Genomic DNA, 12694 nt, shown 5'->3' on the forward strand with positions numbered 1-12694 from the left:
CGCGACGGAACGGAGGACCGGCTTGACCACCCTGTTCGTCTGCGGCGATGTCATGCTCGGCCGCGGCGTGGACCAGATCCTGCCGCACCCCGGCGACCCGGATCTCCGGGAGACGTACGTAAGGGACGCCCGGGAGTACGTCGGTCTGGCGGAGGCGGTGAATGGCCCCATCCCGCGTCCGGTCGGCTTCTCCTGGCCTTGGGGGGACGCACTGGAGGTCCTTGAGTCGGCCGCGCCCGACGCCCGCGTGATCAATCTGGAGACCAGCGTCACGCGCAGCGACTCGTTCGCCCCCGGCAAGGAAATCCACTACCGGATGCACCCCGCCAACCTCCCCTGTCTGTCGGCGGCCCGCCCCGACATCTGCGTACTGGCCAACAACCACGTCCTGGACTTCGGCCACCGTGGCCTCGCGGAGACACTCGACTCCTTGGCCGGCGCCGGCTTGCGGACGGCCGGCGCGGGCCGGGACGACGCCGGGGCGAGCCGCCCGGCGGTCGTTCTCCTCGACGGGGGCCGACGGCTCCTGGTCTTCTCCTTCGGTATGCCGTCCAGCGGTGTCCCGCAGTCCTGGGCCGCGACCGGGTCGCGCGGCGGAGTCGGCTTCGTGGGCGGTCCTTCGGACGCCGCCGCTGCCGAAGTGGCCGACCGCATACGGCGGATGAAGCGCCCCGGCGACATCGCGGTGGTCTCGGTCCACTGGGGCTCCAACTGGGGCTATCGCATACCCGGGGACCACGTCGCCTTCGCCCACGCCCTGATCGACGCCGGAGCGGATGTCGTGCATGGCCACTCCTCGCACCACCCCCGCCCCCTGGAGGTGTACCGGGGCAAGCTCGTCCTGTACGGCTGCGGCGACTTCATCAACGACTACGAGGGAATCACCGGCTACGAGCAGTACCGCGGCGACCTGCGGCTCCTCTACCTCCCCTCGTTCGAGCCCGGCACGGGCAAGCTCGCCGGTCTGCGCATCACTCCGCTGCAGGCCCGGCGCATGCGCCTTTGCCACGCCTCGTCCGACGACTGCCGGTGGCTGCGATCCCTCCTCGACCGGTTTTCCGAGGGTTTCCGTCCATGCGCCGCGCCGGACCCGGAAGGCACCTTGACGCTCCGCGCGGTCTGACGGACCAGCCCACCAGTCCTGACCCGCAGTACATGTACATCTGAACAACCTTCGCGGAACCGGGTGTCGGGGAGAACTTCACCGCACGCCTCTGGCCGTCGGCAATCTATTGCGAAAAGATAACGGGTCTAGTCCCATACCCAACGCCTCTGCTCCGGCAGGGGCGTTGGCCTGCCTGGCCGCTCAACACCCCACCCCTCACCGGAGGATCACGTGTCTTCGCAGCTGTCGCGCCGCTCCCTCCTCATCGGCGCCGCCTCCCTCGCCGTCGCGGCGGGCCCCCTCGCCCAGGTCGCCCGCGCCGTGGACAGAAAGCCCAAGGTCCTGGTCATCGGCCTGGACGGCACCCTGCTCAGCAAGATCGAAGTGGCGGACGCCCCGCATCTCAAGGCGCTGCGGGCCGCAGGTCTGACCGCGGCCTCCCCGCTGTACGCGGCACCCTTCGCCCCCACGCTCTCCGGCCCCGGCTGGTCGACGATCATCACCGGCGTCTGGCCCGACAAGCACAAGGTGATGGACAACACCTTCGCCGGGCAGAACTTCGCTCAGTACCCGGACTTCCTGACCCGCGTCGAGAACGCCCGGCCCGCGCTCGGCACCTACGCCATCGCGTCCTGGAACCCGATCACCACCACGGTCTTCTCCTCGAAGGTGGACACCCGCGTCAACACCCCGAGCGCCGAGTACGACACCGGGACCACCTCACGGCTGGTGAGTCAACTCGCCACCGGGAACTCCGACGCGCACTTCGTCCAGCTCGACGGCGTGGACGAGGCGGGCCACGAACACGGCGCCGCCAGCCAGGAGTACCTCGACGCGATCCACGCCGTGGACACCTCGGCCGGACAGTTCGTCGCCGCGATCGAGTCCCGTAAGACGTACGCCTCGGAGAACTGGCTGATCATGGTCACCGCTGACCACGGCCACACCGACCCCGGCGGCCACGGCGGCTCCAGCTGGCAGGAGCGCCAGACCTTCCTGATAGCGCGGGGCGCCGGGATCGGCGCCGGTTCGACGCGGTACGACATCCGGATGCCGGACGTCGCCGCCTCCGCCCTCGCCCACCTCGGTATCGCCATCGACCCCGCCTGGGGCCTCGACGGCAGACCGCTCCAGCAGCCGGGCGACGACGCGTTCGACGCGCTGCGGCCCCGGCTGACCGGGCCGGTCGACGAGGGCGGCATCGGGGCGGGCGTCATCGGCTTCACCCACACCCCGCCGCCCGGCTGGTCGGTCGACAACTCGGCGATGGGTACCGGCGGGGTCACCGAGTGGCGCGGCTGGTCCTTCACCACGGACGAGTTCTGGACGAAGGCCGAGCCGGACCAGCAGCGCGAGTCCAACGTCCGGGCGCGCGGCGTCTTCGCGGTCGCCGACGGGGACGAGTGGTCGGACACGTCCTTCACGGGGACCTTCGACTCGACCCTGATCAGCCCGGCCTACCGGGTGCGGGGCGGACGCCCGGCCACCCTCACGTACACGACGTACTACCGCCAGGAGGCCCCGCAGCGCGGCGAGGTGCTGGTCAGTTATGACGGCGCGGCCCCGGTGAGCGTGCGCACGTACACCGCGGACACCTCGTCCCGCGTCGAGAACCTCACACTCCAGGTCCCGGCCGGGGCCACCAGCGCCCGGGTGCGGTTCCGCTACACCGGGGGCAACAACTGGTTCTGGACGGTCGACGGGGTCAGGATCACCGCAGGGTGATGAGCCGGGGGCGCCGGAAGCACCGGGCGGTGCGGCCGGCGCCCCGGGTCCTGTTCAACTGCCCAGGGCCATGTCCGGTCAGACGAGGTCGACCAGGTCGGCGATGGAGTCCACGACCGTGGTCGGACGGTACGGGTAGCGGCCGATGTCCGCGCGGCTGGTCAGCCCGGTGAGCACCAGGAAGGTCTCCATCCCGGCCTCCAGCCCCGCCAGTACGTCGGTGTCCATCCGGTCGCCGATCATGGCGGAGCTCTCGGAGTGGGCGCCGATCGCGTTGAGTCCGGTGCGCATCATCAGCGGGTTGGGCTTGCCGACGAAGTACGGGTCCTTGCCGGTCGCCTTGGTGATCAGCGCGGCCACGGAACCCGTCGCGGGCAGGGCGCCCTCCGGCGAGGGGCCGGTGTTGTCGGGGTTGGTGGCGATGAACCGCGCACCATTGTTGATCAGGCGGATCGCCCTCGTCAGCGCCTCGAACGAGTAGGTCCGGGTCTCCCCGAGGATCACGAAGTCGGGGTCCGAGTCCGTCAGGATGTATCCGGCGTCGTGCAGGGCGGTGGTCAGCCCGGCCTCGCCGATGACGTACGCGGTGCCGCCCGGGTGCTGGTTGTCGAGGAACTTCGCCGTCGCGAGGGCGGAGGTCCAGATGTTCTCCACCGGCACTTCCAGGCCGATCCGCTGCAGCCGCGCGTGCAGGTCGCGCGGGGTGTAGATCGAGTTGTTGGTGAGCACGAGGAACGGCTTGCCGGTGTCCCGCAGCTTCTTGATGAAAGCGTCGGCTCCCGGCACGGGGACGCCCTCGTGCATCAGTACGCCATCCATGTCCGTGAGCCACGATTCGATGGGCTTGCGCTCTGTCATGCGGGCTGGCTCCTGGCGGCTCGGCGGGATGGTCACCGGAGGTCCGAAGGGTACGGGGGCTCCGAGGCGGCCATCCTATTCAAGCCGGCCGGGCCGCACCCCGATCGGACGTATGTACGGCTTTCCGGGATGCGGGATGGCTCCCCAGGCAGCAACCTTCGTAACAGGAGGTTCACCATGCGTCTGATATCCGTCACTCTCTGTGGCGCAACGGCGGTCGCGGCTGCCCTCTTCCCCGCGGCCGCGATCGCGGCCCCGGCCGAAGGGTCATCGGGGACGGTCACGGTCAGCCCGTCCGTCATCGCCCCCGGCGAGGAGGTGGACCTGAGAGTGAGCTGCAAGAGCGGCAAGCCGTTCGGCAGGTCCGACGCCTTCGACTCGCAGGCCCAGTTCTCGCCCGCCGCCGACCGGGGCTCCATGTACGCCGCCGCGCGGATCCGCGCCGACGCCGAGTCCAGGGACTACACGGTCCAGGTCAGGTGCGGGCACACCGTCGTGACCGGCACGATCACCGTCGTACGGGAAGGCGGCGACCACCACCACCGTCCCATGCCGCTGATCACCCCGACCGCTCCTGTCCACGCGGGTGGCGGGGCCACGGCCACGGTCGCGGCCCAGGAAGCAGCTCCGGGCACCGGGCACACCGTCGTCGGCCTGGTGCTCGCCGGGATCGCCGCCGTGGCGGTGGCCGGGCGCAGCGTACGGCGCCGGCGCAGCAGCTGATATGTCGTCCGAGGGTTCGTCATCGGGAAGCGGCCGGCTGCTGACGGGGGTCGCCTGGGCCGTACTGCTGCTCGGGCTGTGGCTCTGGGGCCGCCAGATCACCGAAGGCCCCGAGGGGAGCTCGGGGCCGAAGACCGGCGATGTGGCTGCGGTGGGCCGTCCGCTCGGCGTCACGCTGCCACCGGCCCATGATCCGCTCGCGGGAGAGCGGCCGAGGCGGGTGCAGATCCCATCGGTGGGGATCAACGCCCCGATCGTGCCGCGCGGGCTCGACGCCCACGGCGCGGTCGACCCGCCGCCGTTCGAGGCTCCGGACGAGGTCGGCTGGTTCGGCGGTGGCACCCGTCCCGGCGCTGTCGGGGCCGCGCTGCTGGTCGGTCATGTCGACACGAACACCAGGAAAGCTGTCTTCTACGGCCTGAGTGCGGTCCGTCCCGGCCAGAAGGTGCGGGTGACGGGCTCCGACGGCTCGGTCAGCGAGTTCACCATCGACGATGTCCAGGTCTTCCAGCGCAGCCACTTCAACGCGAAGAAGGTCTACGGGGAGCGGGTGCACGGCCGCGCGGAGCTGAGGCTGATCACCTGCGGCGGCTCGTTCGACCGTACGACGCGGGCGTACAGCGCGAATGTGGTGGTCTCGGCCTACCTCACGGGTGTGCCGAAGAAGTGAGCGACGGGGTGAGTGACGGGGTGGGCGGCGGGGTGAGTGGCGGGGTGCGCGGGTCTGTATCCGTCCGGCCGGTTCTGTTTGCCCGGCCTCCCGTCCGGCCTCTGTGACCTGTTTGATCTACTCGGCCGAATTGTTTTGCTTGATCCATTCCGAGATCCGGGTCCCGGTGCCGGGCGGTCGGAGGAGGGGGTGGAACGACCGAAGCCCCCCACCGCGAGGTGGGGGGCTTCGGTATCGCGTGCGCCGCCAGGGACTCGAACCCCGGACCCGCTGATTAAGAGTCAGCTGCTCTAACCAACTGAGCTAGCGGCGCCTGCTGACCTGGAGAACTTTACCGGACCGGCGGAGGTGCTCCGGACCGCCCGTCGGGTCATATGTTCGTTTTCTCCCCATTCATCCCGTCAAAATGCGATTCCTCCGCATAGTTGAGAAGCTGACGACCGTGCAGATGCCTTTGCGCAACTTCAACAACGCGGAGGGGACACGTATGACGGTTCCGGTCTTCGAGGAGTACGAACCTGCGAGCGACTGCGGCTGTGCGGGGTGCGTCGAGTGGCGCCGCTCGGCCTTCCACACTCTCTCGCTGAGAGAGGGCGGCCACCCGGCGGCCCACGGCGCGCGGCGCGCGCTCGTGCTGGCGACCGCCGCCGGAGTCGTACTCGGCGGGGGGACGGCGGCGGCTGCTTCCCCCGACCCCGGCGGCCAGGGGCAGGGGCCGGCCACGGCGCCCGTCGAGCACGCGAAGCTGCCCGCCACCACCAGGTCGGCGATCATCAGCCGCGCCGCGAAGTGGGTGGCGGCCAAGGTTCCGTACCGCATGGACAAGAACTGGAAGGACGGGTACCGGCAGGACTGCTCGGGCTTCGTCTCGATGGCCTGGGGACTGGACGGGAACGAATGGACGGGAAACCTGGCCCAGTACGGGAGGCGGACAAAGAGGAGCGCTCTCCGGCCCGGTGACATCCTGCTGTTCCACAACCCGGCGAACCCCAACAAGGGCTCCCACGTCACCATCTTCGGGGGCTGGACCAACTCCGCCCACACCTCCTACCTGGCGTACGAGCAGACGCGGCCGCACACCCGCGCGCAGTCCACCCCGTACGCCTACTGGTCCCACTCCGGCCGCTATGTGCCCTACCGCTACAAGGGGCTGAGGACCGGCAGCGGCGGTTCCCGGCCTGTCACCGTCTATCCCGGGGTGAGGTCCTTCGGGAAGGGCGCGAAGAACGCCGACGTCACCCGGCTCGGCCGGATGCTCGTCGCACGCGGTGGCGGCCGTTTCTACCGGCAGGGCCCCGGGCCGAGGTGGGGCGAGGCCGACCGCCGGGCCACGCAGGCGTTCCAGCGGGCCCAGGGGTGGACCGGCTCCGACGCGGACGGGCTGCCCGGCCGCACCACCTGGAGCCTGCTGGTGAAGGGCGGCGGCAAGAACATCCCGGCCGCCGGGAAGCACCGGACCACCGGCAGCAGCCGCACCACCACCGGCACCGGTGGGAAGGGCAGTCCTGCCCGTACCAGCAGCCCTGCCCGTACCAATAGCCCTGCCCGTACCAGCAGTCCAGCCCATAGCAGCAGCCCTGCCGGCACCAGTAGCCCCACCAGTGCGAGCAGTCCCGCCGGTACCAGCGCCCCTGCCACCCCCGCCGGTACCCCTGCCACCCCCGTCGGCCAAGCCCGCCCCAGCGCCCCCGCCGGCACGAAGGCCCCCGCCGGCCACGCCAGTACCGGCACTCCCGCCGGCGCCAAACCCCCTGCCGGTACCAAACCCCCCACCGGCACCAAGAACCCAGCCGGCACCAAACCCCCTGCCCGCCCCAGCACCCCCGCCGGCCACGCCGGCACCCCTGCCCGTACCAACACCCCCGCCCGCCACCCCAGTGCGGCGCGCGCCGCGGCCTTTCCCGGTGCCGCGTTCTTCAGGCGGGGGCAGTCCGGTCCCCACGTGGAGCAGCTCGGCAAGCAGTTGGTGAAGAAGGGCTTCGGCACGTACTACACGGCCGGCCCCGGACCCCGGTGGTCCGAGGCGGACCGGCGCAATGTCCAGGCGTTCCAGCGGGCCCAGGGATGGACCGGCGCGGCGGCCAACGGCTATCCCGGCCCCGAGACATGGAGGCGACTCTTCGCATGACCGAGACGACAGCAGCAGCCGGTGAGCGCACCGGGCTCGGCGGACAGGCCGAACCTGCCGGCCCAACGGACTGGCCCGCAGGGCCGATTGAGCGGGTCCCGCCCCTGGAGACGGCGGAGCCCGCAGGACCTGCAACGGTCGGCCGGCCCGCGGGCCGGCCGGGGAGCCCCGCCGGGCCGAAGCAGCGTTCGGCCCGGACGGAGACCCGCGTCCAGGGCTCCGTCAGGCCCGCACCGTCCGTCGACCCCCGGCTCGCCGAGCACCCGGGCCCCTCACTGCCCGGGGCCGTCGCACTGCTCGGCGGTGCCGTCGCGCTCGCCGGCTTCGCGGTGGTGCTGTGGAGGGCCGGGGCGGTCCCGGCCCCGGTGGCCGCACTGCTGCGGCTGGACGCGGTGCCGTACGACGGGATCGGGCCCGAGGCGGGCGCGGTGCTCGCCGTGCTCGGCGCGCTGGCGCTCCTCGCCTTCGGCGGGCTCGGGCGCGGGCGGGTCGGCCACGCGTGGGTCCTCTCGCTCTTCGGCGGCTACCGGGGGAGCGTACGGCGGACCGGGCTGGTGTGGATGAGCCCGCTGGTGCTGCGCCGCCGGATCGACGTACGGCTGCGGCACTGGCGCAGCGAGCCGCTGCCGGCAGTCGACGCCGACGGCACGGCCCTGCGCGTCGTCGTCCTGGTGGTGTGGCGGATCAAGGACACGGCCCGGGCCGCGTACGCGGTGGAGGACCACGAGGCGTATCTGGGCGAGCAGGTGGAGGCGGCGATGGCCCGGGTGCTCTCGCAGCTGCCGGCCGACGCGTTCCACGAGGACGGTCCGACGCTGCGCGACAGTGAGGCGGTCGGCGACTCGCTGACCCGGCTGGTGCGGGCGGAGACGTTCCCGGTCGGCATCGAGGTGTTCTCGGCGCAGCCGACCCGGATCGAGTACGCACCTGAGGTCGCGGGCGCGATGCAGCGGAGCCGGGTCGCGGCGATCGACGCCCGGCACCGGGACACCGTGCTGACCTCGGTGGTGGACGCGGTGGACGACACGGTGACCCGGCTGACGGCGCGCGGGCTCGTCGAGCTCGATGCCTATGAACGCAACGCGCTCGTCCGGGATCTGACGGTCGCCTTCTACTCGGGGCGCAGCGGCACTCCTTCCTGAGCCTCCGTCAGGGTCCGTCCTGAGTCTCCGTCAGGGACTTCCTGAGCCTCTGCCAGGGACTGCCCTGAGCCTCCGCCAGGGACCGCCTTCCTCGCGCGCCTCCCCGCACTCGCCTCGGAATTGGTACAGACCTGTCTTTGATATGGACACGGCGAACCGACGTCCATACTCTGAGCCTTGGTCTAGACCGCAGCTCGGCACATCGAACTCCCCCAAGTTCCGAGGAGTGCAGCATGCGCAAGAAGTTAGGCGCGGCCGTGGTCGGCCTTGCCGTGGCGGGCGTCTCCCTGCTCGCCACCGGCAGCGCCAGCAGCCACGGATACACCGACCAGCCCATCAGCCGCCAGAAGCTCTGTGCCAACGGCACCGTCACCAACTGCGGTGCCATCCAGTACGAACCGCAGAGCGTCGAGGCCCCCAAGGGGTTCCCCGGCGCCGGGCCCGCCGACGGCAAGATCTGCTCCGGCGCGCACGACGACTTCGCCCAGCTCGACGGGGCGAAGACGCCGGGCGGCGGCGCCTGGCCCACCACCAAGCTCACCGGCGGGCAGGCGTACACGTTCCGGTGGCAGTTCACCGCCCGGCACGCCACGACCGACTTCGAGTACTTCATCACCAAGAACGGCTGGGACGACTCCAAGCCGCTCACCAGGGCCGACCTCGAACCCCAGCCGTTCATGACGGTCCCGTACGGCGGTCAGCAGCCGCCCGGAACGGTCTCGCAGCAGGGCACCATCCCCACGCAGAAGACCGGCCACCACATGATCCTGTCCGTGTGGAACATCGCCGACACCGGCAATGCCTTCTACGCCTGCTCGGACGTCAGCTTCTGACGGTGCGCCACTGGCCGCTCATTTCCGGCGGTGCGCCACCGGCCGTTCATTTCTGACGGTCGGTCAGTTAACCTGCTCCGCCATGAGGAGCGCAGATACCTTCGCGGAGCTCGTACAGCGTCAATGGGGCGACCGGCGGCCCGGCCTGAAATCCGGTGAACTGGTCCTGAGCCACCACCAAGTCGCCTCGGGTGCTGCCGCACGGGCCGCGCTTCTCGTGGATCTGCTCCCGGCCGGAGCCGAGCCCCACATCGGGGTACTGCTCCACAACACCCCGGAGTTCCCGCTCTGGCTGAGCGCGGCGGCCCTCGCGGGGGCCGCCGTCGCCGGGATCAACCCGACGCGGCGCGGGGCCGAACTGGCCCGCGACATCGTGCACACCGACTGCCGGGTGCTGATCACCTCGCGGGAGCTGCTGCCGCTGCTCGACGGCCTGGAACTGCCGGGCGTACGGATGCTGGTCACCGACTCCGACGCCTACCGCGAGCTGCTCGCCCCGTACGCGGATGCCGTACCCGGCGAAGCGGTCGCGGCGCCGGTGTCCCCGTCCGCGCGGATGCTCCTCTACTTCACATCGGGCTCCACGGGCGCCCCCAAGGCCGCGATCTGCACCCAGAGGCGGCTGGCGGCGGCCGGACAGTCCCTGGTCACGCACTTCGGGACCGGCCAGGACGACGTCCACTACATCTGCATGCCGCTGTTCCACGGCAACGCGGTGATCGCCAACTGGGCGCCCGCCGTGGCGGGCGGCGCCGCGGTCGCGCTGCGCCCCCGCTTCTCGGCCTCCCGCTTCCTGGACGACGTACGGGCCCACGGCGCCACGTACTTCACCTATGTCGGCCGCGCGGTGCAGTACCTGCTGGCCACCCCCGAGCGCCCCGACGACCGCGCGCACCCGCTGCGGACCGGTTTCGGTACGGAGGCGGGGGCGGTGGACGCGGCGCGCTTCGCCGAACGGTTCGGCGTGCGGCTGATCGAGGGGTACGGATCGTCCGAGGGCGGCGCGGCCGTCCAGCACACCCCCGGCACACCCCCGGGCGCGATCGGCAGGCCGGCGCCGGGCGACGACCTGGCGGTGGTCGACCCGGACACGCTCGACGAGCGGCCCCGCGCCGTCTTCGACGAGCGCGGCCGGCTCACCAACGGCACAGAGGCGATAGGGGAGTTGGTCAACCGGGGCGCCAACCCCTTCGAGGGGTACTGGCGCAACGAGGCCGCCGAAACGGACCGCAGGCGCGGTGGCTGGTACTGGACCGGCGACCTCTTCTACCGCGATGCCGACGGCTTCCTCTATTTCGCGGGCCGTACGGACGACCGGCTGCGCGTCGACAGCGAGAACCTGGCCGCCGCCATGATCGAGAACATCCTCGCCCGCTGGAAGGACGCGGCGGCGGTAGCGGTGTACGCGGTACCCGACCCGGTGGCCGGCGACCAGGTGATGGCGGCGCTGGCCCTGCGCGAGGGCGCTGCCTTCGACCCGGTGGCCTTCGCCGGCTTCCTGCGCGAACAGCCGGACCTGGGAACGAAGATGGCGCCGTCCTACGTACGCATCGTCCCCGCGATGCCCGTCACGGCGACGAACAAGGTGCACCGGGTGGGGCTGCGCCGGGAGGGCTTCCGCTGCGGGGATCCGGTGTGGCGGGCAACGGACGGGGCGTACGCACGGCTGGCCGCACAGGACGTGGAACGGCTGGTGGCGGAGTACAGGACGCGGGGGCGCGCCGACCTGCTGAACCGGTAGCGGTTCCGGCCCTTCCGGGAGGGGAGGCGGGGTCCCCGCCTCCCTTGTGGCCCCCGGGCCTGATCCAAACGGAAGGCCCTAAGCCGCCGGCGCCGCCGAAACACCGGCCGCCTCACGCCCCACCGTGTTCTTCCGCCGCCGCAGCAGCGCCACGGTCAGGACCGCCCCCGTCAGCAGCAGCGCCGCGCCGCCCGCCGCCGCGAAGTGCATCCCGTGCACGAACGCCTCCCGTGCCAGATCCACCATGCCCGGATCCCCCGCGGCCCGCGCCCCGCCCAGCGTCTCCCGTACCTGGTGGGGCGCCGACGCCGGAATGTCGGCGCGGTAGACCGCCGTGCCGATCGAGCCGAGGACCGCCATTCCCATCGCCCCGCCGAACTCCTGCCCCGTCTCCAGGAGCGACGCGGCCGAACCCGCCTTCTCCACGGGGGCCGATGCGAGTGCCATGTCGGCGACCAGCGCCATCACGGTCACGATGCCGCAGCTGCTGATGGCGGCACCGGCCAGCAACAGCCACAGGGAGTCCGTACCGGTCAGGTTCAGTACGGCGAACCCGGCCGCCGCGATGACGAACCCGGCGGCCACCACCGACGACCGCTGCACCCGCTGGGCGATCGCGGTGGCGGTCGGCGCGGCGATCCCCACCGAGACCGACGGGGCCAGGGACCAGAGCGCAGCCTCCATCGTGCTCATCCCGAGGACCGACTGGAGGTACTGCGTGGTGAAGTACGCGGACCCCATCATGGCGAACGCGGCCAGCGCGTTGAGCGTGATCCCGGCCCCGAAGCCGCGCTCCTGGAACAGCGCACGGCTGATCATGGTGGAGCGGCCGGAGCGCTGCCGGCGTACGAAGACCGCGCCCACGGCCAGTCCCGCCAGGACGCACAGCAGCATCGGAACACTGAAGCCGTTCGCGGCCATCTCCTTGACGCCGTAGATCACCGGAAGCACGGAGCCCATCGACAGCGGCACGCTCAGCAGGTCGAACCTGCCGGGCTCCGGGTCCTTGAACTCCGGTACGAGGAAGGGGACCAGGACCAGCAGGAGCACCATCGCGGGCACATTGATCAAGAAGACCGAGCCCCACCAGAAGTGCTCCAGCATGATTCCGCTCATCACCGAACCGAGCGCGATACCGCCGGCCATGGCGCCCGACCAGATGCCGACCGCCTTCGAACGCTGCTTCGTGTCGGTGAACATGTTGCGCATCAGCGCCATGGTGGAGGGCATCAGCGTCGCCCCGCCGACACCGAGCACGGCCCGGGCGGCGATGAGCATCTCGGCACTCTGCGCGTACGCGGCCCCGACGGACGCCACACCGAAGGCCGCGGCCCCGAACAGCAGCAGCTTCCGGCGGCCGATCCGGTCGCCCAGCGAGCCCATCGTGATGAGCAGCCCGGCCAGGGCGAAAGCGTAGATGTCGAAGATCCAGAGCTGCTGGGTGCTGCTCGGGTCGAGCTCCCGGGTGATGGACGGGATGGCGAAGAACAGGACGGACACATCCATCGAAACCAGCAGGAGCGGCAGGAGCAGGACGACGAAGGCAGTCCACTCCTTGCGCCCGGCGCGCGCCGGGCCTGCCGGGCCGGTGGGGTGGGTGGGGGCGCTGGTGTTGGTGGGTCCGGCTGGGTTCATGGGGTCGGTCGGGCCGGTGGAGCCCGTCCGGTGCGTCGGCTGAGTCATAGCGAGGACTATACGAGCGTCTTAAACGCTTGTATAGAACGCATGCGTAATACATTTGTATGGAGCCGACGGCTGTGCTTCTGGGG

The 12694-nt window shown here is 71.1% G+C and carries 9 protein-coding genes, 1 tRNA gene and 1 pseudogene; 8 read left to right on the forward strand and 3 right to left on the reverse strand.

The features are described from left to right. Nucleotides 1-22: 22 nt before the first annotated feature. A complete protein-coding gene (locus OG210_RS20515) occupies nt 23-1123 on the forward strand; it encodes a CapA family protein (RefSeq protein ID WP_328326871.1) in 1101 nt (366 codons plus the stop codon). Nucleotides 1124-1336: 213 nt separating this feature from the next. Beyond that, nucleotides 1337-2830 carry an alkaline phosphatase family protein gene (locus OG210_RS20520; protein WP_371538126.1) on the forward strand — a complete coding sequence of 498 codons (1494 nt, stop codon included), beginning with the start codon at nt 1337-1339 and terminating at the stop codon, nt 2828-2830. A gap of 78 nt (nt 2831-2908) precedes the next feature. Here OG210_RS20520 and OG210_RS20525 read toward each other — a convergent pair whose 3' ends face one another. Beyond that, nucleotides 2909-3688, reverse strand: coding sequence for an HAD-IIA family hydrolase (locus OG210_RS20525; RefSeq protein ID WP_328326867.1), 780 nt, complete (start codon nt 3686-3688; stop codon nt 2909-2911). 177 nt (nt 3689-3865) lie between these two features. On the opposite strand from OG210_RS20525, the gene OG210_RS20530 reads away from it, so the two are divergent. Further along, entirely contained in the window at nt 3866-4411 is a 546-nt protein-coding gene (locus OG210_RS20530; RefSeq protein ID WP_371538129.1) for a hypothetical protein, read from the forward strand. Between the two features lies 1 nt (nt 4412). After that, nucleotides 4413-5081, forward strand: a complete 669-nt coding sequence (locus OG210_RS20535) for a class F sortase (protein WP_328326863.1) — start codon at nt 4413-4415, stop codon at nt 5079-5081. A gap of 239 nt (nt 5082-5320) precedes the next feature. On the opposite strand, the gene OG210_RS20540 is transcribed toward OG210_RS20535, so the two are convergent. After that, nucleotides 5321-5394, reverse strand: a tRNA-Lys gene (locus OG210_RS20540). A gap of 135 nt (nt 5395-5529) precedes the next feature. On the opposite strand from OG210_RS20540, the gene OG210_RS20545 reads away from it, so the two are divergent. The 4 genes and pseudogenes from OG210_RS20545 (at nt 5530) to OG210_RS20560 (ending at nt 10925) form a co-directional block, all read left to right on the forward strand. After that, entirely contained in the window at nt 5530-7209 is a 1680-nt protein-coding gene (locus OG210_RS20545) for a peptidoglycan-binding protein (protein ID WP_328335438.1), read from the forward strand. A gap of 107 nt (nt 7210-7316) precedes the next feature. After that, nucleotides 7317-8351: pseudogene (locus tag OG210_RS20550) on the forward strand (SPFH domain-containing protein); the annotation flags it as partial. Nucleotides 8352-8584: 233 nt separating this feature from the next. After that, on the forward strand, nt 8585-9184 hold the full coding sequence (locus tag OG210_RS20555; RefSeq protein WP_328326861.1) for a lytic polysaccharide monooxygenase auxiliary activity family 9 protein: 600 nt from the start codon (nt 8585-8587) through the stop codon (nt 9182-9184). Nucleotides 9185-9266: 82 nt separating this feature from the next. Beyond that, complete coding sequence (locus OG210_RS20560; protein WP_328326859.1) at nt 9267-10925, forward strand: AMP-binding protein; 1659 nt, start codon at nt 9267-9269, stop codon at nt 10923-10925. Between the two features lie 78 nt (nt 10926-11003). Here the strand turns inward: OG210_RS20560 and OG210_RS20565 are convergent, their stop codons facing one another. Further along, nucleotides 11004-12560: an MFS transporter gene (locus OG210_RS20565; protein WP_371540395.1), complete on the reverse strand. Its 1557-nt coding sequence runs from the start codon at nt 12558-12560 to the stop codon at nt 11004-11006. Nucleotides 12561-12694: the final 134 nt, after the last annotated feature.

The sequence above is a fragment of the Streptomyces sp. NBC_00466 genome, from assembly GCF_041433995.1.
Lineage (GTDB): Bacteria > Actinomycetota > Actinomycetes > Streptomycetales > Streptomycetaceae > Streptomyces.

Bases quoted from the DNA above. Each gene is read 5' to 3' on its own strand.
- OG210_RS20525 (WP_328326867.1), bottom strand. From the start codon at position 3,688: ATGACAGAGCGCAAGCCCATCGAATCGTGGCTCACGGACATGGATGGC.
- OG210_RS20530 (WP_371538129.1), top strand. From the start codon at position 3,866: ATGCGTCTGATATCCGTCACTCTCTGTGGCGCAACGGCGGTCGCGGCT.
- OG210_RS20535 (WP_328326863.1), top strand. From the start codon at position 4,413: ATGTCGTCCGAGGGTTCGTCATCGGGAAGCGGCCGGCTGCTGACGGGG.
- OG210_RS20545 (WP_328335438.1), top strand. From the start codon at position 5,530: ATGCCTTTGCGCAACTTCAACAACGCGGAGGGGACACGTATGACGGTT.
- OG210_RS20555 (WP_328326861.1), top strand. From the start codon at position 8,585: ATGCGCAAGAAGTTAGGCGCGGCCGTGGTCGGCCTTGCCGTGGCGGGC.
- OG210_RS20560 (WP_328326859.1), top strand. From the start codon at position 9,267: ATGAGGAGCGCAGATACCTTCGCGGAGCTCGTACAGCGTCAATGGGGC.
- OG210_RS20565 (WP_371540395.1), bottom strand. From the start codon at position 12,560: ATGAACCCAGCCGGACCCACCAACACCAGCGCCCCCACCCACCCCACC.